Source organism: Dehalobacter sp. 12DCB1 (assembly GCF_004343605.1).
Classification (GTDB): Bacteria; Bacillota; Desulfitobacteriia; order Desulfitobacteriales; family Syntrophobotulaceae; genus Dehalobacter.
The window spans coordinates 114,273-135,583 of sequence record NZ_POSF01000014.1 but is presented as its reverse complement, the minus strand read 5'-3'; the positions used below and the strand labels follow the sequence as shown (position 1 = coordinate 135,583).

Here is a 21,311-nt window from a genome sequence, read left to right as displayed (position 1 = left end):
TGATAATAGTTTCAGACTGTTATCAGCATTTTGATGTTCATGGATGGACAAATGCCGCGGACATAATAACTTTCTAATAAATCTTAGTGCAAATAATGCTGCCAAAGCTTGGCAGCCAAGTTTTCTAAATTTTTGCAGGTTTTTTAAGGGCTTTGCTCGAAATAAATATGGAAATGCAAGATTCTGCGAGGTTTTATGTTTAAGAGATTTACCATCATACTCGTTTCGATGTTTATTTTAGCTGCTCTTGCAGTATCCATATGCTGGGGAAACATTCAGGGTGTTGAACTATATAGTGATAATCCGGTCACTAAGCCATACAGGATTGCGCAGGATTTGGGCGGAAAATGGAATAGCTATTCAAGCTTAAGGCAGGCTTTGATCTATGAAAATGAGGCAACGGATAACGGGATTGATGTCTTGGACCTCAATCAGGCCAAGGATTTGATTATACCTTCGAGTCAGGGGTTCGATGTTGCCGCTAAAAAGTTTTCTGTTACCGGCAAATGGAGTTACAAGACGGCTCAGCTGGTTCTAGAAGGGGTAAACGGAAAAGTCAGCGTATTCTTAAATGGCATTGATGATGTGAATTTGATCGGTGAAGTTGAAGGAAACGGCGGCGTATATATCTTAAACTTTCCTGCCTCTAGATTTGATTTTAGCAAGGAAAACACGCTATACCTGAAGACTGAGAAGAACAGCGTTCAGCAGAACAGAATTTTTGGCTGGTTATGGCCGGAACAAGGAAAAATTACTGGTCAGGTACGCCTGGAGGCAGTATCGGAAACGACCATTGATTTATCGAGTATAGCTGTTTCGTATGATTCAGTGAAAAAGCAAGTGAAGGCACGTGTGAAGATCAAGCATCACGATATGCTAGAGCAAGGACCCTGGGTCTTAAACGGAGCTTTAATTGTTAATCAGCAGAAGCTCGCTGAATGTGTGCTTCCGCTAAGTACCAATAGTAGATTTGAGCAAGACGCGGAGCTGGTTTTTCAGATACCGACAGCACATTTCTGGAGTCTGGAAGATCCTTTTCTTTATGAACTTAATTTGAATATTACCAATAGCCGCGGAGGCTATGACAGTCTTCAGATCCCGGTCGGGATCCGTCAGTTGGGCACAACAAACGGAAAATGGACAATAAACGGTACGGCATTGAATGTCCGAGGTCAAATCATTTCCCAGGAACAGGATTACACAATTCGAAATCAGCGTCAGACGGAGACCTTTCTGAAAAACCTTAAGTCCGGCGGCTATCATGTCATCTACTTTATGGGCTTCTTTCCGGATGAGAGCTGGCTGTATGCTGCGGACAAGTTTGGCGTGGGCGTATGGCTGGAGATGCCTGTCGGTATCATGGCATCGTCTAAAATTCCGGATCCGGCTATTTTTGAAGATCTTGCTGCCATTGCGGCAAAGCATCCGTCGGTATTAGCCTGGACAGTTGCCAAAGGCATTGATAATTCGGCAGCTTCCTCAGAATACCTTCAGAAGACAGGGGATATGATTTTCGGCTTTTCACAGTATCAACTTTCACTTCCGAAAGATCCGGTCGATTCAAGCGTAACAGAGAATATTTTGATCCTGCCTGAAGGATTACAAGGCGAATGGGGAAATCTGACTTATTATTCCGATGAGTCAACCGGGGTGGTACAACCATCAGATTCCAAATGGAAAACGGAGAAAGTGGCCGTAATTTTATGGCTGATCTGTCTCGTGTTTTTGAGTGCCCAAAATTTTTTCTCGATTAAATTAAAATACCAGGAGCTGTTTAACGATTTACCCAAAAGGGCCGTGCGCAGAGCTTTTTTTTGGTGTTGTCTGTCACTTGTGGCCCGCATGGGAACGTTCGGAGCGATTATTACTTCTCTGCTTTTTAATTTGTCGGTCGATACCATACCGCCCTGGATTTCTTATGACTTCAGCTGGCTTAAGGAAGTACAGGATCTTCCGTTTTCACTTGTCTGCATTCTTATCTCCTTCTTTTTGATTGTCTTAAGACTACTGCAGGTTGGGGTTGCAGCTTCAGCCTTCCCTCAAAATCCAGGGACGTTAGGGCTGACGTGCTGGATGGAAAGAAAATACGGCTGGATTGTTCTTGTTGGTGTTGCTTTTGTGTTGACGATATACGGCATGCCTTACTATTTTCCGATTGCGACATATATCCTTCTGTCTGTTATATTCCTGCCTGCCAGGATCAGGGGTTCCTGGAAAGCCGGTGGGAAACACTCACGCCTGCTGATCGTTCCAGCTACAGTCTTTTTTGGCATTCTGATCACGTGTTTATGGCATTACCAGGATTTTTCCTATCTGATTCAAATGGTCTTGCCTAACATCGACTTTTCTTTTCAATTATTTTAATATCTATTTCTAAATTCTAATCGTGGATGAATTTGTTTGCTTCTTATAATGAAATATTTTATAATAGCATTGAACTAACTTGTACAGGAGGAAATCAAATGATCACGAAAGATATGGTTATCGGCCAGGTTCTTAGACAATACCCGCAAACTGCAGAAATTTTTGTGGCACTTGGTATGCACTGCCTGGGATGCCCATCCGCAACAAGGGAGAGTGTTGAAGGCGCTGCGATCACGCATGGCAAAAACCCTGATGATCTGGTGGCAGAACTTAACAAAGCTGTCGGACAGTAAGGACTCCAAGTACCCCGATCATTCTCACAATAACAAGGCCCTGCGGTATATTCCGCAGGGCTTTTTTAGTGTATCATAAAGTGTAAGCATTTTTGTAGAAATAAGAGCAGGTGAGGTTGCCGCTAAAGGTTTGGCATCGATTAGGTTTTCCTTATCTGGTATTAACTTCAGGAGTTGGAGTGAAGGAGTGGAAGGATGTACGGTCTTGTTTTGGAAGGCGGAGGTGCAAAAGGCGCCTATCAGATCGGAGCCTGCAAGGCGATGCGGGAATTGGGCATAAGCTACGGGGCAGTGGCCGGTACGTCCATTGGGGCGCTGAATGGGGCGATGATTGTTCAGGACGAACTGGATAAAGCGTATGAGCTGTGGTATGAGATGTCTCCCTCAAAGGTATTTGATATCGAAGAAGTACGGCTGGAAGAACTTAAAAAGTTGGACATATCTCATGACGGACTGCTTTACTACATGAAAAAGGCCAAGGAGATTGCCTCCAGCAAAGGCCTGGATATCACATTCATCAGAAAACTGCTTCAGGAAATCGTGGATGAAGACAAGCTTAGAGAATCCAAAATGTTGTTCGGATTTACGACGGTTTCCCTGTCGGATATGAAACCCATGGAATTTTTTCTCGAGGATATCCCCAAGGGCAAAGTTGTAGAGTATTTACTGGCAAGCTCAAACCTTCCTGCTTTTCAGCAAGAAAAAATCGACGGAAAACACTATCTTGACGGCGGTTTCTATGACAATTTGCCTTTAAACATGCTGGTGGGCAAAGGTTTCAAAGAAATCATTGCTATCAGGACCAATGCGCTGGGACGTCGCAGAAAGCTTGCAGACAGGGAGGTTCATGTTCAATATATTTCTCCCGCCGAGACACTTGGCAGTATCCTGGATTTCAGCAATGAACAGGCCAGATACCATCTTAAACTTGGTTATTACGATGTTATAAGGCAGTTCAGGCATCTGAAAGGCCAAAAATATTATATTGAACCAACAGGGGATGAGGACTTTTTTATCCGTATGATGCTGTCTCTCGGTGAGAAAAAAATTTTGGCGTTGGGAGAAAAGCTGGGCTTTAAAGGCATTCCTTACAGGAGGATGCTTTATGAATATATTATACCGAAGATTGCTGTTTTGCTCGATTTGAAAAAAGAAACAAGTTATGAGGAAATGGTAATTGCTCTTTTGGAATTTATTGCCCTGGAACAGGATATCTATAGGTTTCGAGTCTATTCGTTTCAGGATTTTCTGGAATTGATCAGTATGAATTTACGGGAAGTGAAAACAAAAAGCAGCGGGGAAGCCTTCGCCCTGCCTGCTTTCGTGAAGCAAAGCGGCGTTCTGCCCAAGATGGTGAAAAATTTGATTCTGCGGGAACTGATTCGTGAACTTTTCCAAGAACAGAATTTTGCTGCTGCGATCCTGCCAAATAAAAATTTGCAGGACATTACCTAACCATTATGTTTGGATCTTTTTGTTAGCAGATTAAGGAAAACATGAAAGATAGGGACTAAATTCCTATTTTTTTTGTTTTCTTTTTTTTGTAGCAGGAATTCTTAAAAAAATAGAGAATATGTGGGGTATAGTGGGTTAAAGTGGTAAGTTAGTGGTGCCTGGTGGGGTGAAGATTATGTTCATGGGGGAATTTCTCCATACGATAGACAATAAAGGCCGTCTGATCATACCGGCAAAGTTCAGAGATCTTCTTGGCAATAAGTCGTTTATTACCAAGGGGATGGAGGACTGTCTTTTTCTTTACCCTGAAAATGGATGGCTTGATTTTGTGGAGAAGCTGAAACAGCTTCCGGTATCGCAAACCAGAGCCCGTGAATTTACCCGTTTGTTCTTTTCAAGCGCTGCCGAGTGCGAATTTGATAAACAGGGGAGGATCTTGGTACCTGCAAATTTACGGGAGCGTGCTTTTTTGGAAAAAGATGTCGTTGTTGTCGGTGTCATGGATAGAATCGAGGTCTGGGATTCCTTGAAATGGAGAGAATACAGCACCAACGCAGCCCAAAATTATGAAGATGATGCTGAGTCCCTTGCTGCAATGGGTTTAATGATATAGCAGAATATGCCATCGTACATAGGCTGAACAAAAAGTGGGTACGCTTGCGATAAAGCAAAGAAAGGAATGGCCCTAAGTGGTTTTTGAACACCAAAGCGTCCTGCTGCAAGAAACAATTGAATTGTTGTTTACAGACCCTAATGGGTTATATGTAGACTGTACGCTGGGGGGAGCCGGACACTCAGCACTGTTGCTCCGGCGGTTGAGTGCTTCGGGCAGGCTGGTATGTTTTGATCAGGATGAAACTGCTGTTACCAATGCCCGTATGAAGTTCGCCGATGACCCAAGAGTCACTGTTTTTCAAAAAAACTTTGTGGAACTTGAGGATACGATTCGAGCGAATAGCTTATTGCCGGCAGCGGGGATCATGTACGATTTAGGGGTTTCGTCGCCCCAGTTGGATGAAGCAGAAAGAGGCTTCAGCTATATGCAGGATGCAGCGCTCGACATGCGCATGGACCGCAGAAAACTGCTTACTGCCGAAGAAATCGTCAACAGCTGGAGTGTGGAAGACCTGACCGGAATTATCCGGGATTACGGAGAAGAAAAATGGGCGCTGAGAATTGCGAAGTTTATTGGCGAAGCCCGGACTCACGATAGAATCAGAACAACAGGGCAGCTTGTTGAAATCATAAAGAATGCAGTCCCTGCTGCGGCCCGCAGAGAAGGACCTCATCCTGCCAAGCGCACTTTCCAGGCTTTAAGGATTGCTGTAAATAAAGAACTTGAGGTATTGGAAGAAACATTGGATCAGGCTCTGCGCTGCCTGCAGGATGGCGGAAGAATAGCCGTCATTACCTTTCATTCTTTGGAAGACAGAATTGTCAAAAACAAATTTCAGTCCTGGATGGGCAAATGTACATGTCCTCCCGCTCTTCCGGTTTGCTGCTGCGGGGCAAAACCCCTTGTGAGGCTGGTCAATAAAAAACCGGTTGTTCCATCCAGGGAAGAGGAAAATGATAACCCCAGATCGCGGAGTGCTAAGCTTCGTACTGCTGAGAAACTTAAGGTCTAAATAGGAGGGGAGAAGAATACGATGTTAACAGCACAGAGAAAACTACAATTCAATGAATCCTTTGCCTATCAGGAATATGATCAAGTTCTTGATAAGAGCAAGCCAAAGGCCAAAAAAGCCACCCCGTCCAAAAAGACCTCTCAGATGCTGAAGTATCGGGCCATGGCACTCTTGGTCATATTGGGGATTATTGGGATGTTCGGTCTGATTGGGGCCAAAACAGTACATATCACCGTGGTCAAAGCTGCGGAAATCAAAGCCCTGCAAAAAGAAATTCAGACCCTGAACGTAGAAAATGATCTGTTGCAGGTTGAAGTCGACAAGCTCAGCTCCGTTTCCAGAATTGAAAAGGTTGCCCTGGCAATGGGCATGGAGAAACCGGAAGGAACGATCTATATTGCCAGCAGCCTGATCCAGCCTGAGAGTACAGCAGAGGTTGACGAAACTCAGAAGACTGCGGCGGTGCCGGTTGAAGGCAAAGCCAATTCTATATTTGAAAATGTATTCAGCATATTTTCTAGTTTTTTTGCTTCAACCCAAAGATAGCGTCGCCTGAGTTTAATCTACCTCTGTTCAAAAGGGGTAGATTTTCTATGGTGCAATACATCAAGACGCGTAAAAGAATTCTCTTATTATTTGGGCTATGCAGCCTTTTCCTGCTGATTCTGATTATCCGGCTCGCGTTTGTTCAGCTGCGGGACGGCCCTTTCTTAAAAGGCCTGGCGGATGCTGAGCATTACCGCGGTGTTCCGGTCGCAGCTAAAAGAGGCAATATTGAAGACTGCAACGGCAATATCTTGGCGATGAGTGTCAGTGCCCAAACGGTCTATGCGATTCCGGCCGAAGTCAGAAAATCCAAGCGGCAGGATGAAATAGCGGCCAGACTTGCTGCTATTCTGGACATGGACCAGGGACAGGTCCTGCAAAAAATTACGAAACGGACTTCCGTCGAGTATGTCAAAAAGAAAGTATCTGCAGAAGCTGCAGCAGAGATCACCGGGAAAAATTTCCCGGGTATCGGTATTATCGAAGACAGTACACGGTTTTATCCGAATGGCTCACTGGCGGCGCATATTTTAGGTTTTACCGGAATTGATAGTCAGGGGCTGGAAGGGATTGAATACTCCAGGGATGAAGAACTTACAGGAACATCCGGCAGCATCCTTACCGAATACGGGGCAAATGGCATAAAAATTCCCGGAGGCCAGCATGAATTTATCCAGCCGGTTCAGGGAAATACAGTCAAACTTACCATTGACAAAAACATTCAGGCCTTTGCCGAAAGAGAGCTGGCTAAACTGATGGCTGGCCAGGGTGTCAACATGGAAGGCAAAGTCCCAAAGAATGCCTCGATTCTTGTTATGGAGCCTTCAACAGGACGGATGCTGGCGATCGCTTCTGCACCCACTTATGATCCGAATAACTACCAAGCGTCCAATGCGTCAACCCGACGGAATATTGCAATTCAAAATGGCTATGAACCAGGGTCAACCTTTAAGATCATTACACTCGCAGCAGCGATTGAAGAGGGTGACTATAACCCGAAAGAAAGCTTTACAGATCCTGGTTATGCGACAATTTTAAATAAAAAAATCCGCTGTTGGAAAGCTGGCGGGCATAGAACTCAAACCATGGTGGAAGTTGTCGAGAACTCCTGCAACCCGGGATTTATTATGCTGGGGCAGCGCCTCGGGATGGATAAGTTTTATCAATATCTGACGGCGTTCGGTTTCGGGCAGAAGACAGGGATTGAAATGTCCGGAGAGGCGAAAGGTATCCTGGCCAAAAAGAAGAAAGCAACGGCCTTGGATCTGGCTACGATGTCCATTGGCCAAACCAATAATGTTACCCCTATTCAGCTCCTGACAGCAGTTTCGGCGGTCGCCAACGGAGGTACGCTGCTTGAGCCCCAGTTGGTTCAGGAAATTACAGTGCCGACAGGTGAGGTACTTGTCCCATTTGCGAAGAAGATGGTGCGGCGGGTCATCAGTGAGGATACGGCTAAGCTCGAGCGCGAAATCCTGGAGTCTGTCGTCACCAATGGCACGGGCAGAAGGACCTTTCTTCCCGGCTACCGAGTAGCCGGAAAAACCGGCACAGCCCAGAAAGTTGGCAGCGGCGGCTATATTCAGGGGGAATATGTTGCTTCTTTTATCGGGTTTGCGCCGGCAGATAATCCACGTCTGGCAATTCTGGTCATCATTGATGGTGTCCCGTTCTACGGCGGGGTCGTGGCAGCCCCGGTATTTTCGAGCGTTATGCTCGATTCCCTGAAGTATCTTGGCGTCCAGCCTGATCCGGATGCTCCGCTCACTCCGGGAGAACCGCTTTATGGTGTGGAATTTCCCGCTGTCAAAGAAGCCGCCACAGTACCTTCCGTTTTGGGGTATTCTCCAGCTGAGGCTCAAACCGCCCTTAAAAAACAGGGATTTAACGTGAAAATTGAAGGAAGCGGCGTAGTTGTAATTGACCAGATCCCGCATGGTGACGCAGAGGTGGAAAAGGGTTCGACAGTACTGCTTTATCTCGGAACGGAAACAGGTAAAGAAACCTTAGCTCCCTGGCTGGAAGTGAGTGACCCGGATGTGGAAGCGATTGAAAACCTGGGAGAGCGGATCCCGATCAGCCTGAATCCGGACCTGGCCGAATAAAGACGATAGGTCACAACCGGATGGAGTTAGAAAAAAAAGCATGATTGTGGTAAGATAGCTGAGAAGAGGTGTAGCTCGTGTCTAGTTCTGAAAAAACACTGGCGGAAATCATTGACACTATGAAACAGGTTGAAGTGCTTGGAGATACGCAGACGGTAATTAATGGGATCACCCATGACTCAAGGATGGTATCTCCGGGCAATCTATATGTATGCATTAGAGGTTATCAGGCGGACGGTCATGCATTTGCCGAGGCTGCGGTCCGGGCCGGCGCTACAGCGTTAGCCGTGGAGGAGTTCCTGCCGCTAGCCGTACCCCAGCTTAAATTTGCGGATACCCGGAAGGCCATGGGTTTTTTAGCTGGTGAGGTCTTCGGGAAACCATCCGACCGACTTGAACTTGTCGGTGTAACCGGGACGAACGGCAAAACCACAGTGACGCATCTGATTGAGCGGATTGTGCAGCAAAGTGGCAAGAAAACCGGTCTGATCGGCACGCTCGGCAGCAGAATCGGAAGTAACGCATATCCCGGCCAGCATACTACACCGGAATCCACGGAAATTCAACATTTACTGGCTGAAATGGTCACGGAAAATGTAGACATTGCAGTGATGGAAGTATCTTCGCATGCGCTCGATTTGGGAAGAGTCAACGGCTGTGTATTCAATGCCGGGATTTTTACCAATCTGACCCAGGATCATTTGGATTACCATAAGGATATGCAGGAATACCTCAAAGCGAAGGCGCTGCTTTTCTCCGGCTTGAACGGCGGAAAAGCCGGCCAGCTGGCTGTGCTCAATGCTGACGACGGCTCCTGCGCTTTTCTGAAAGAACAGGCAGGTTGCAGGGTAGTCACGTATGGTGTTGATCACGAGGCGGACTACCGAGCTATGAATATCAGGCTTTCAGACAGAGGTGTTGAATTTGACGTGCTTTTTCACGGGAAAAGCGCCGAACTTTTTTACAGTACCCCTGGTAAATTCAGTGTTTACAATGTCCTAGCCGCAATTGCCTGGGCACTGGAAAGCGGATATCCGACTGAGATTGTGGTGCAAGCGCTTCACAGTATCAAAGGGGTTCCGGGCAGATTTGAGAGCATTCGCAAAGGCCAACCTTTTCTGGTCATTGTCGATTATGCCCATACACCAGACGGCCTGGAAAATGTTTTGCGTACGGCCAGAGAAATCACTGGTGGAAAACTGATCACAGTATTCGGCTGCGGCGGTGACAGGGACCGAAAAAAAAGGCCGCTCATGGGAGAAGCCGCCAGCCGTTTTAGTGACTATATTGTCGTAACCTCAGATAATCCCCGGACTGAAGATCCTGATGAAATTATTAAAGATATTATTCCGGGGCTTAAATCAGCCAATTACAAGGTGATAAAAGACCGCCGCAGTGCGATCGCCGAAGCCTGTATGGCAGCCGGTTCCGGGGACACGGTACTTATCGCCGGCAAAGGGCATGAAGACTATCAGATTCTCGGTACGGAAAAAATACATTTTGATGACCGGGAAGAAGCAGATAAAGTTCTTAGGAGATTGGGTTATGTGGAATAGCGGTATGATTGCCGAAATTCTCGGCGGCAGACTTTACGGTTCGGAGTCGGCTTATTTTAAGGGATGCGTCATTGACAGCAGGGCAGCTTCCGAAGGAGTGCTGTTCACTGCGATCAGGGGAGAAAAAACCGACGGGCATCTATTCATCCACAAAGCCTTTGAAGCTGGAGCCTCGATTGTGCTGGCGGAAACCCACAGCCTGAAAGAATTTGGAATTCCGGTTATTCCCGCAGGCAAAGCAATCATTGCTGTGGAGGATTCTCTACGGGCTTTGCAGGATTTAGCCAGGGCGTGGAGAAAAACGCTCGATCCTGTGGTCATTGGGATTACCGGTAGCTGCGGCAAAACTACGACCAAGGATATGACGGCTGCCGTACTTGCTAAAAGCTTTAAGGTTCATAAAAATCTGGAAAACCATAATAACGAGATCGGGCTGCCGCTGACCATCCTGAATGCACCGGCAGGAACCGAGATCATGGTTCTGGAGATGGGAATGCGCGGACTCGGGCAGATTAGGGCCCTTTGCGATATTTGCAGCCCTTCGGTTGCTGTGATCACGAATATAGGGACAACACATTTGGAGTTGTTAGGATCACAGGAGAATATTGCGAAGGCCAAATGGGAACTGGTTGACGCTCTGTCGGAAGGAGGCATAGCCGTGCTAAATGCGGAGGATGCGTTCAGTGTCAGCAAGGCAGCCACTGCTGATGTGAAAAAAGTCTTCTACGGGATTTCCGGTAAATATGCGTCTCCAGATGTTTATGCTGTCAATATCCACAGCTCCGGGACGCTAACGACGTGTTTTGAAGTTGTATCCGGCGAGGACAGAGCTGAGGTTCGCCTCCCGCTGCCAGGAGAGCATAATGTGCTCGATGCACTGGCGGCTTTGAGTGTTGGGCTGGCTAAAGGGGTATCCCTGGCTGAAGGAGCCAAAGCACTCGAAGAACTGGAACTGTCCAAAATGAGGCTCGAGATTCAGCAGGGCGTTTTCGGGAGTACGATCATTAATGACGTGTATAATGCGAATCCTACCTCCATGAAAGCTTCACTGCACGTGCTGGCTGAAAGCGGAGGGGCAAAAACGATCGCAGTGCTTGGTGAAATGTATGAACTGGGGGATTCTGCCGTCCCCGGTCACAGGGATGTAGGTAAGACTGCTGCGAAGCTGGGAATCAACACGCTGATCACGGTCGGCAAAATGGCTGAAGATATTGCGCAAGGAGCCTCGGAGGCAGGTTTTCCCGCCTCCAGCATTCATGTTTGCAGCGAATGCGCTGAGGCCGCTTCGCTTGCGAAGTCACTTATTAAGGAGATGGGCAGTGACGTCTGGGTATTGGTTAAGGGATCTCGCGGCATGAGGATGGAACGCGTAAGCGGCGCTTTGAAGCGTGAAGAGTGAATTCTTCTCGGGTCTGTCTGCAGGCCACAATACCGCTTTTCGGCGAATTGCGCCATCCATGGCGCAAATGCCGCGCTCCGCAATCCATGCTCCGCTTTTCGCGGAACAGTGGCCTGCAGACTAATTATAAGATATGAAAGCATTTCTTTCAGGTGTTTCATACCACCGCTTACACGCTAAGGCAAATAGGTATCAAGTATAGCACTTCTTTGAAAGCAAAGAACTACAAAGCATCTTGAACTGGTCCCAAATACGTCTATTATCTCCGGTGATCAGTCTGCGAGCCACAGTTCCGCGTCAAGCGGAGCACGGATTGCGGAGCGCGGCATTTGCGCCATGGATGGCGCAATTCGCCGAAGAGCGGTATTGTGGCTCGCAGACCTACCCGATAGAGTAATTTTCTCTAAGTTTTGTGTGTATACAACTTCAAATTAAGTGATTAAGGCTAAGAAAGGAACATTCGGGAAGTGACGGAAAAAATCTATTTGGCGGCAGGAATTGCCCTGCTGGTAAGTCTTCTGGCGGGACCTTTTTTGATTCCGGTTCTGCGTACGTTAAAATTTGGTCAAAGTATCAGAGCGGATGGCCCCAAACGGCATCTTGCCAAGGCCGGGACACCGACGATTGGCGGACTTATATTTCTTATTGGAATAACAGCCGGAGTGCTAATGATTGCGGAAAAGCCTTATTCACCCGGAATAATAACCATGCTCCTTGTGACCTTGGGCTTTGGCTTGCTTGGTTTTTTGGATGATTTTTTAAAAGTAATCAGGAAGCAGAATCTTGGCTTACGGGCCTGGCAAAAACTGACCGGGCAAATCCTGCTTGCGGTGATATTAGTCGGAGTCTCCACCCTGTACCTTGGTAGAGGTACAACGGTAGAACTTCCGTTTACGGCTTTGGAAATAGATTTAGGGATTTTCTATTATCCGCTGGTCATACTTATTGTGGTGTATATGTCCAATGCGGTTAACCTGACAGACGGATTGGACGGACTGGCCGCAGGCTGTACAGTCATTTCAGCTGTTGGTTATGTCGGCATCGCTTATCTGGCGGCGCGGACAGGATTTATTGACGGCATTGATGTTTCTTCCAGCGACCTCGCAGTTTTTGCAGCGGCCATTGCGGGAGGCTGTCTGGGGTTCTTAAGGTTCAACATTCATCCAGCCAGGATCTTTATGGGTGACTGTGGATCACTTGCTCTAGGTGGAGCGCTGGCTACGATCTCGGTCCTCAGCAAGAGTGAACTTGTTTTGCTGATTCTCGGCGGGGTCTTTGTCCTGGAAGGTCTGTCCGTTGTTCTTCAGGTTGTTTCTTTTCAGACCCGGGGGAAGAGGATATTTCGGATGAGTCCGGTGCACCATCACTTTGAATTAGGCGGATGGAGTGAAAAAAAGGTTGTACGTGTTTTTTGGCTGGCTGCGGCCATCTTCACATTGATTGGAGTTAGCGCCTTTTGGTTAATGATCAATTAAGGTTGGAGGGATCGTATTGTGGAATTAGCCCAAAAAAGAGTACTGATCGTAGGCGGTGGCAGGAGTGGCCTGGCTGCGGCCCGAAAGCTTCAGGGCAAAGCGGCGGAGGTCTTTCTTACTGATATGCAGCCTTTGAACAGGCTTACAGGCATAGATGAATTGAAACTGGACGCTTCTCACCTTATTTTGGAAAGGGAACCGGATCTGAAAGAGATCAGGCCTGATTTATTGGTTTTATCGCCGGGTGTTTCTCCGTCCCTGCCGTTTATCCGGCAGGCTTCAGCGGCGGGTATTCCACTTTGGAGCGAGGTAGAGCTTGCTTTGAGGGATTCAAGGGCAGTGATTGCCGGCATAACCGGAAGTAACGGCAAAACGACGACCACGACGCTTGTCGGAGAACTGGCTAAGGAAACCAAACGTGAGACGGTCGTTGCCGGGAATATTGGGCTTGCTTTATGCGGCCAGGTTGAACATCTTGATCAGAATGGAATTGTCGTTGCAGAGCTTTCGAGCTTTCAGCTGGAACTGATTAATAAGACCAGGGTGAACATTGCGATCTTTTTGAATCTGACCCCTGACCATTTGGACCGGCACGGTTCACTGGAGAGGTATGCTGCAGCTAAAGCCAGGATTCTTGAAAACCAGACGGAACAGGATTTGGCCATTCTAAACTGGGATGATCCGACTGTTAAAGAATTAGCCGCTATAGCCAAGGCCCGGGTGATATTCTTCAGCTTGAAGGAAAATTTGCCAGACGGAATCTGCTTAAATGGAGAGGATATTGTCCTGAAAAAAGATCATAGCGTTGCCGCGACGATCATCGGACGCAAGGAACTGCTGTTGAAGGGTGGCCATAATCTTGAGAACGTGATGGCTGCAGTGGCAGCTGCGCTCGAGTTCGGACTTGATATCTCCAAAATTGCTGACGTACTGCGTCACTTTCGGCCGGTGAAACACCGCCAGGAAATCGTTGGCAGATTTGAAGATATTCTGTATATTAATGATTCCAAGGGAACCAATCCGGATTCATCGATTAAAGCCCTTCAGTCCTATGAGGAACCGATTGTGCTGATTGCTGGAGGTAAAAACAAAGGTCTTGATATGACGGAATTCTTGCAGGAAGCCCGTAAAAGGGTAAAAAGTCTGATTTTAGTGGGGATGGCTGCTCCGGAGCTCGAGGAGATTGCTGTCTGCTTAAGGTTCTCGAACATTATCCGGGCGCTTGATTTTGAGGATGCAGTCAATATTGCTATTGCTGAGGCAATGCCGGGCGACGTCGTCTTACTGTCGCCAGCTTGTACAAGTTGGGATATGTTTAAAAGTTATGAAGAAAGAGGGGAATTGTTTAAGGATTTGGTGCGTAAGCATTATAGCGAACCCGAATGATACTAAGATTCACTGGAAAATGTCGGTGTAAACATAGTACCATTCCGGAACCCGAATGATTTTGGAGGGGGGAGCTATGTGATCCGAAAATTCCTAAAGGTCGACCCGGTTCTACTAGGTGTGATTCTTATATTGCTGCTGATCGGGATCATCATGACCTATAGTTCCAGTGCTGTGAAAGGCTACCTGTACTATGAGGATCCTTATCACTATTTTAAAGCGGACCTGCTGTGGGTAGCTCTGGGGCTTGCGGCCATGGGTGTCACCGTCATGATTGATATCGCGTTTTTGCATAAATGGGCGAAACCTATTTTATACGCAGCTTTGTTTCTGCTGATCCTGGTTAAGATCCCGGGAATCGGCAGGACAGTGAATGGTGCAACCCGCTGGATTGGACTTGGTCCGATGTCCATCCAGCCTTCCGAAGTGGCGAAACTGGCCATGGTACTGACTATGGCGAGGTTCCTTGCCGTAAATCCTTATCGGATCAAGTCATTCCGTAAGGGCATCATCCCTTCTCTGGCCTTGCTGGGTGTGGTCTGTGCCCTGATTATGCTGCAGCCTGATCTCGGTACAACGTTGGTAATTGCTGCAACGGTTTTCTTTATGCTTCTGGCCGCAGGGGCCAGAATGTGGCACATGGCAGGTCTTGGTCTGGCCGGGCTGGCGATGGTGGTTGCCGCGATCGCAGCTGCTCCGTACAGAATGCGTAGGATCTTTGCTTTCCTTGATCCGTGGGCTGATCCTTCAGGTAAGGGTTATCAGACGATCCAGTCGCTCCTGGCACTTGGGCCTGGCGGATTATTCGGACTGGGACTCGGTCAAAGCAGACAAAAATTTCTTTATCTGCCTGAGAACCATACAGATTTTATTTTTGCCATGGTTGGAGAAGAGCTTGGTTTTGTCGGTGCCTCACTCGTTGTTCTGCTCTTTTTCCTTTTCATCTGGCGCGGCTTCCGGACAGCGATGCTGGCACCGGAACCATTTCTTGGCTTGATGGCTGTGGGTTTGACATCCCTGATCGGGATTCAGGCCATGATCAATATGGGTGTGGTATCGGGCGTTTTGCCGGTAACGGGAATCACCTTGCCATTCCTAAGCTATGGGGGTACATCACTTTTATTTACAATGATCGGGGCCGGGCTGCTCTTGAATATTTCTGCGGCTGCGGGCAGATCTGAGGAGGTCTTTTAATTGCGGGTTATTGTAACCGGAGGCGGTACAGGCGGGCATATTTATCCTGCAATGGCAATTGCCAAAGCGCTGCAGGAGCGGCTGAATGATATCCGCATCCTGTACGTTGGAACAAGAAGCGGTATGGAAGCGAAGTTGGCTCCGGAAAACGGTCTCGAATTCCTTGGAATATCCGGTCAAGGGATGCCGCGGCAGTTAAGTACCGAAATATTGAAAGCAGCCGGCACGAACGTTCGGGCCTTATGGGAAACGAAAAAGATCTTGAAAGAATTTAGTCCGGATCTGGTTGTAGGGACCGGCGGCTATGTATCTGGCCCGGTCGTCCTGACAGCTGCCTTTTTTGGTATCCCGACCGTTTTACATGAACAGAACGCTTTTCCGGGCAAGACCAATAAAATATTGGCCAGAATGGCCAAACGTATTTTACTGACTTTTCCGGAAAGTGAAAAATATTTGGGGGTAAAAGACAAGCTTCAGGTTGTAGGCCTGCCGGTCAGAGAAGAAATTGGCAAGATTGACCGCAGAGCCGGAGCCAAGGCCTTTGGTCTTGATCCCAGCAAGAAAACAATTTTGGTCACCGGCGGCAGCAGAGGTGCACTGAGCATCAACCAGGCGCTGACCGGGCTCCTGCCAAAACTGGCCGAATACCCGGATATCCAGTTGATCTGGGCAACCGGGACAGCGACGCATGATACGATTTTGCAGGAGCTTGAAACGCGTAATATTGACTGGCAAAGAGAACAATGGAGAATCTTAGCCTACGCTGAGCATATGCCCGAAGCTCTTGCCTGCTCCGATCTGTGCATCTGCCGGGCTGGGGCATCCACGCTGGCAGAAATCTCGGCTGCAGGGAAGGCCGGTATCCTGATCCCGTATCCGTATGCGGCTGAAAATCACCAGGAATATAACGCCAGGGCTTTTGAAAATAAGGGAGCAGCCTGTGTTATTTTAGATAAGGAACTGAATGCGGAGATTCTGTGGGATAATGTTCAAAAAGTGTTGCTGAATTCGTTTAAACTAGAAGAAATGGCCGCGCGGGCCAAAGAGGCATTTGCGCCTGGAGCTTTAGACCGCATTATCAATCTCTGCCTGCAGACTGCTTGGAGATAAACTTCTTTAACACTGCAAGCCGTATCAGCATATGATATGCTGTAAGGAAAAGGGAAAGGAATATCATGTACTTACCGAACATAAAGGGTAGAATTGAAAAAGATTATTCTTTAAAAAAGCTGAATACCTGGAAAGTCGGCGGTATGACCAAACTTGCTGTCTGGCCTAGGGACATTGAGGAACTGGTCTCTGTGATTGAATCGTGCAGAAAGAACAACACACCATTTCTGCTTCTGGGCCGGGGTTCAAATGTATTGCTGCCGGATCACGGATTCAAGGGTGTGGTGATTGTTGTTACAGCCATGGACAGCATTCGTTGGCATGGTGAAGAAGTCACGGCCGAAGCAGGTTATTCGCTGATGCGTCTGGCCCGGGAGGCAGGAGATAGCGGCCTTAGCGGGCTCGAGTTTGCCTGTGGTATACCAGGGACACTCGGTGCAGCAGCAGTCATTAATGCCGGTGCTTATGGTGGAAGAATGGGTGATTTGGTTAAGAAAGTCAAAGTGCTGACGCCTGAGGGGAACATTGAAGTCTTGCCGAAGGACCAGATTACTTTTGGATATCGCAGCAGTTCCCTTTTAGAAAAGAAATGCATTGTCCTAGAATGTACGCTGTCCCTCCATCCGGGGGATCAGTCCGTGATTCAAGCTCAGATGCAGGGTCTTATGGCCAAAAGGAAAGAACATCAGCCACTAGATTATCCCAACGCAGGAAGTGTATTTCGCAATCCTGCCGGAGACTCCGCGGGAAGGCTAATCGAACAGGCAGGGTGGAAAGGACGTCGCCTTGGGGATGCTCAGGTATCTGAGAGACATGCCAATTTCATTGTGAATAGAGGGAACGCCTCATCCACTGACATTTTAACACTTATCCAACTAATTCAAAAAGATGTATCCGAAAAATTTGATATACAACTCGAAACAGAAATACGCGTCATTTAATTGGCAAAAGGAGGAGGAGACATGACGATGGATCGTTATGTCATTACGGGAAAACAAAGACTTGAGGGAAGTATTCGGACCAGCGGAGCAAAAAATGCATCACTGCCGCTCATGGCAGCCGCCATTCTGGCCGATGGGAAAACAGAGCTGCAGGGAATTCCTCATCTCACAGATATTCTTTGTATGGGTGAAGTTCTGAAAAGCCTTGGCTGTAAAACACAATTCGGCTCAAATGAACTGACCATTGATTCCTCTTCACTGAATGATTGCATTGTCGATGATGCGCTAATGCGAAAAATGCGGGCATCCAACTTGATTTTAGGCCCGATGCTCGTACGAAACGGAAGGGTTAAAATATCCAGACCAGGCGGCTGTGCGATTGGGACACGTCCAATGGATCAACATATTAAAGGACTGCAGGAACTCGGCGTACGTGTTGAAGAGAGACATGGATACATAGAGGCCACAGCGGGGAAACTCAGGGGCGGAGATATCTATCTGGATATACCGAGTGTCGGGGCTACGGAAAATATCATGATGGCTGCGGTTTTGACCGAAGGAACAACCATCATCCGCAATGCGGCCAGAGAACCGGAAATCGTTGACCTGCAGAATCTGCTGAATAAAATGGGCGCCAGGATCAGAGGGGCCGGGACTCACGTCCTGCGCATCGACGGCGTCGCGAAACTTAAGAGTACAGAACATACTGTCATCCCTGACAGGATAGAAGCCGGGACGCATATGGTCGCCGCCGTTATGACAGGCGGAGACATCCTAGTGGAAAACGTGATTCCCGAACATATCGGCCCCGTTATTGCCAAACTGCGCCAGGGAGGGGCTGAAGTAACTCCTTATGGAGACAGCGTCAGGGTACGTCAAAATGGACAGTTTAAAGCGCTCGAAATAAAAACGCTGGTCTACCCGGGATTCCCGACCGATATGCAGCCGCAATTCCTGGCAATGCTAACGATTGCTGACGGAACGAGCATTGTCTCCGAGACGATTTTTGAAAACCGCTTCCAGCATGTCGCTGAGTTGAGACGGATGGGAGCCAGGATTACCGTTGAGGGAAGAACGGCAATTATTACCGGTAGGCCAAACCTCGAAGGTGCGTTTGTGGAAGCAACTGATTTGCGTGCCGGAGCAGCTCTCTTTCTCTCAGCTTTAGCTGCCGAAGAGGGCACGGTCTTGGAGAGAATCGATCACATTGACCGGGGTTATGAAGATCTCGAGGGAAAATACAGGGCTTTGGGAGCAAAAATACAGCGGGTCGTCAAACAATAATGTTGCACCTTGCCGGGCGGATAATGTAAAATAGATAAAACGAGAGCGGGAGAGGAAGATTTTGGCTCACACCAGATCAAATACATTTTGGATCTATGCGGCGGCTTTGATCTGTCTCATTGCTGTAGGACTTTATATGTTTTCCAAATCGGATTTTTTTAACGTGGAGGAAGTCAGGGCAGAAGGATTAAGCAATGTCACTGAGAATGAAGTATTGCAGCTTTTGGGAACCGTAAAAGGTGAGAATATTTTTCTAACCGATACAGAAGCCTTGGCGATGAAGGTCAAGCTTCATCCGCTGATTGATCAGGCGCAGGTAGAAAAGGAACTTCCGGCAACGCTGGTGATCAAAGTACAGGAACGTGTACCGGCCGCAATGATCTTAAACAGCGACGGGGTTGTCGTCGTGGATCTGCAGGGCGTCATTCTGAAATTTTATGATTCCTGGCCCGCGGAAGACAATCCAGTGCTGACCGGAGTCGAAGTCCCTGAAACAATCGGCCCTGGACAAAAGATTGACAATGTGAACCTAAACAAGGCCCTTCTGTTGCTGGGACAAGCCCCTGCGGAACTACTGCCGCTGATTGGAGAGGTTCACAGCACAACGGACGGGCAAATAAGTCTTTATCTGACCTCCGGTATTGAAGTGAAAATAGGATTTGACACCGAGTTTACCGAAAAGCTGAAGCTGCTTCAGGAATTGTTAAACAGTGAAGAATACAAAACCGTAGAAAAAGCAATTCAATATATTGATTTAACGGCAGGGAAACCTGTTTTAGGAAGATAGCGGGGGATAGATTATGTGGCTACTACCGGTTTTCGGATTAATTCTTGGACTATTAATTGGATTCATAAGTCCGTTTAGTATTCCGGTGGACTATACCAAATATTTTTCAGTAGCGATTTTAGGCGCGTTGGACTCAGTCATGGGTGGTATAAGATCCTATCAGGAAGATCATTTTGACAGTACGATCTTCCTCAGCGGTTTTATCGTCAATATCATTATGGCCAGCCTGCTGGCATTTATCGGGGATAGAATAGGCGTCGACCTGTATCTTGCTGCCGTGGTGGCCTTTGGCACCAGATTATTCCAAAACATCAGTATTATTCGCCGGCATATCATTAATAGATATCATAAAACCTGATTGGAACGAAAAAAATTTAAATATTATGACGGAAAAAGAGGAGTAATAGTTTCTCATCTCGAACTCATATAGTTGGGTTGACGATTAACCGTTTACATCGGAAAAACATAACCAATAGATGAGGACTAGAATAAGGAGAGGCAGGGGAAAAGATGCTCGAATTCATTAGTGATGAGATGCAGTTTGCACGGATCAAGGTAATTGGGGTCGGCGGCGGCGGAAACAATGCCGTAAACAGAATGATTTCCGTTGGTCTTAAAGGAGTAGAGTTCATCGGGCTGAATACAGATGCTCAGGCGCTTCAAATGTCCAGAGCAGCTGAAAAAATACAAATCGGCATTAAACTCACCAAAGGACTCGGTGCAGGAGCTAATCCGGAGATCGGTCACAGTGCGGCCGAAGAGAGTCGTGACGAGATTGCCAAAGCGCTGCTCGGTGCCGATATGGTTTTTGTTGCCGCCGGTATGGGTGGTGGAACAGGAACGGGAGCCGCTCCCGTTGTTGCCGAGATCGCCAGGGAAATTGGAGCCTTGACAGTCGGCGTTGTTACAAGGCCTTTCTCGTTCGAGGGACGCAAAAGAGCCATGCAGGCTGAAAGAGGGATCCTTGAACTGAAGGAAAAGGTTGATACGCTGATTACCATTCCAAATGACAGACTCTTGCAGGTTGTCGATAAACATACGACGGTCCAGGAAGCTTTCAGCATTGCTGATGACATCCTACTGCAGGGTGTTCAGGGCATATCCAACTTGATCACCATTCCGGGACTCATCAACCTCGACTTTGCTGATGTGAAGACCATCATGTCTGATACTGGTTCTGCCCTGATGGGAATTGGACAGGCTTCCGGAGAAAACAGAGCGGTTGATGCTGCCCGCAAAGCGATTTCGAGCCCGCTGCTCGAGACTTCGATTGAAGGGGCGAAGGGTGTCCTGCTGAATATCACCGGTGGTCCGAACCTGACCCTGCTTGAAGTCAACGAAGCTTCCGAAATCGTCGGCGAAGCAGCCGATCAGGAGGCTAACATTATCTTCGGTGCAGTCATCGATGAAAACCTAAAAGATGATGTCCGGGTAACGGTCATTGCCACAGGCTTTGACCAGCGGTCCAACTTTGTCAAAAAACTAAAGAACCCGCAGGAAGCTGTGAAAATGGATGACTACAATCCTTTCAAGGATCATGTGGATATCCCGAATTTCCTGAAGTATAAAAGATAAGCACTAACTTTTAATCATAAAAGTTGGTTCTATTCAACGCTGAAGGCGTCTCATTTGGGCGTCTTTAGCTTTGTCTTTAACTCTTTCATGGGCTGTCGCAGCCTCACTAACATTTTGAAACCTCTGGGCTTACTCCAAGTCTGCAATATTTGAAGGAATCAGCATAAAGATCATATGAGGGGACGCATCGAAACTAAAGCTTTCGTTACGTTC

Annotated in this window: 18 protein-coding genes; all 18 read left to right on the top strand. The window is 47.6% G+C overall.

The window, feature by feature from the left end; genetic code table 11:
- The first annotated feature begins 195 nt into the window (after positions 1–195).
- The 18 genes from C1I38_RS07355 (at position 196) to ftsZ (ending at position 21,098) form a co-directional block, all read left to right on the top strand.
- On the top strand, positions 196–2,364 hold the full coding sequence (locus C1I38_RS07355; RefSeq protein WP_020491909.1) for a beta-galactosidase: 2,169 nt from the start codon (positions 196–198) through the stop codon (positions 2,362–2,364).
- A gap of 98 nt (positions 2,365–2,462) precedes the next feature.
- Positions 2,463–2,657, top strand: coding sequence for a DUF1858 domain-containing protein (locus tag C1I38_RS07350; RefSeq protein WP_015043552.1), 195 nt, complete (start codon positions 2,463–2,465; stop codon positions 2,655–2,657).
- A gap of 195 nt (positions 2,658–2,852) precedes the next feature.
- The gene (locus C1I38_RS07345; RefSeq protein WP_020491910.1) at positions 2,853–4,112 is read left to right on the top strand and encodes a patatin-like phospholipase family protein; all 1,260 of its coding nucleotides are present in this window, start codon (positions 2,853–2,855) and stop codon (positions 4,110–4,112) included.
- Between the two features lie 175 nt (positions 4,113–4,287).
- Positions 4,288–4,725, top strand: coding sequence for a division/cell wall cluster transcriptional repressor MraZ (gene mraZ, locus C1I38_RS07340; RefSeq protein WP_026156382.1), 438 nt, complete (start codon positions 4,288–4,290; stop codon positions 4,723–4,725).
- A gap of 76 nt (positions 4,726–4,801) precedes the next feature.
- A complete protein-coding gene (gene rsmH / locus C1I38_RS07335) occupies positions 4,802–5,740 on the top strand; it encodes a 16S rRNA (cytosine(1402)-N(4))-methyltransferase RsmH (protein WP_020491912.1) in 939 nt (312 codons plus the stop codon).
- Positions 5,741–5,761: 21 nt separating this feature from the next.
- Positions 5,762–6,286, top strand: a complete 525-nt coding sequence (locus C1I38_RS07330) for a septum formation initiator family protein (RefSeq protein WP_020491913.1) — start codon at positions 5,762–5,764, stop codon at positions 6,284–6,286.
- Positions 6,287–6,333: 47 nt separating this feature from the next.
- Positions 6,334–8,391 carry a penicillin-binding transpeptidase domain-containing protein gene (locus C1I38_RS07325; protein WP_020491914.1) on the top strand — a complete coding sequence of 686 codons (2,058 nt, stop codon included), beginning with the start codon at positions 6,334–6,336 and terminating at the stop codon, positions 8,389–8,391.
- Positions 8,392–8,468: 77 nt separating this feature from the next.
- Positions 8,469–9,947, top strand: coding sequence for a UDP-N-acetylmuramoyl-L-alanyl-D-glutamate--2,6-diaminopimelate ligase (locus tag C1I38_RS07320; RefSeq protein WP_020491915.1), 1,479 nt, complete (start codon positions 8,469–8,471; stop codon positions 9,945–9,947).
- Positions 9,937–11,346, top strand: a complete 1,410-nt coding sequence (murF, locus tag C1I38_RS07315) for a UDP-N-acetylmuramoyl-tripeptide--D-alanyl-D-alanine ligase (RefSeq protein ID WP_020491916.1) — start codon at positions 9,937–9,939, stop codon at positions 11,344–11,346. Before C1I38_RS07320 ends, murF begins: the two co-directional genes overlap by 11 nt.
- Before the next feature lie 467 nt (positions 11,347–11,813).
- Entirely contained in the window at positions 11,814–12,821 is a 1,008-nt protein-coding gene (gene mraY, locus C1I38_RS07310; RefSeq protein ID WP_020491917.1) for a phospho-N-acetylmuramoyl-pentapeptide-transferase, read from the top strand.
- Positions 12,822–12,839: 18 nt separating this feature from the next.
- A complete protein-coding gene (gene murD / locus C1I38_RS07305) occupies positions 12,840–14,207 on the top strand; it encodes a UDP-N-acetylmuramoyl-L-alanine--D-glutamate ligase (protein ID WP_020491918.1) in 1,368 nt (455 codons plus the stop codon).
- A gap of 81 nt (positions 14,208–14,288) precedes the next feature.
- On the top strand, positions 14,289–15,401 hold the full coding sequence (ftsW, locus tag C1I38_RS07300; RefSeq protein WP_026156383.1) for a putative lipid II flippase FtsW: 1,113 nt from the start codon (positions 14,289–14,291) through the stop codon (positions 15,399–15,401).
- Positions 15,402–16,511 carry an undecaprenyldiphospho-muramoylpentapeptide beta-N-acetylglucosaminyltransferase gene (murG, locus tag C1I38_RS07295; RefSeq protein WP_026156384.1) on the top strand — a complete coding sequence of 370 codons (1,110 nt, stop codon included), beginning with the start codon at positions 15,402–15,404 and terminating at the stop codon, positions 16,509–16,511.
- Positions 16,512–16,576: 65 nt separating this feature from the next.
- The gene (gene murB / locus C1I38_RS07290) at positions 16,577–17,452 is read left to right on the top strand and encodes a UDP-N-acetylmuramate dehydrogenase (protein WP_020491921.1); all 876 of its coding nucleotides are present in this window, start codon (positions 16,577–16,579) and stop codon (positions 17,450–17,452) included.
- Positions 17,453–17,473: 21 nt separating this feature from the next.
- Positions 17,474–18,736 carry a UDP-N-acetylglucosamine 1-carboxyvinyltransferase gene (murA, locus tag C1I38_RS07285; RefSeq protein WP_020491922.1) on the top strand — a complete coding sequence of 421 codons (1,263 nt, stop codon included), beginning with the start codon at positions 17,474–17,476 and terminating at the stop codon, positions 18,734–18,736.
- Between the two features lie 61 nt (positions 18,737–18,797).
- Positions 18,798–19,523 carry an FtsQ-type POTRA domain-containing protein gene (locus tag C1I38_RS07280; protein ID WP_026156385.1) on the top strand — a complete coding sequence of 242 codons (726 nt, stop codon included), beginning with the start codon at positions 18,798–18,800 and terminating at the stop codon, positions 19,521–19,523.
- Positions 19,524–19,536: 13 nt separating this feature from the next.
- Positions 19,537–19,881: a small basic family protein gene (locus C1I38_RS07275; RefSeq protein WP_020491924.1), complete on the top strand. Its 345-nt coding sequence runs from the start codon at positions 19,537–19,539 to the stop codon at positions 19,879–19,881.
- 152 nt (positions 19,882–20,033) lie between these two features.
- Complete coding sequence (gene ftsZ / locus C1I38_RS07270) at positions 20,034–21,098, top strand: cell division protein FtsZ (RefSeq protein ID WP_020491925.1); 1,065 nt, start codon at positions 20,034–20,036, stop codon at positions 21,096–21,098.
- The last annotated feature ends 213 nt before the right edge of the window (positions 21,099–21,311 follow it).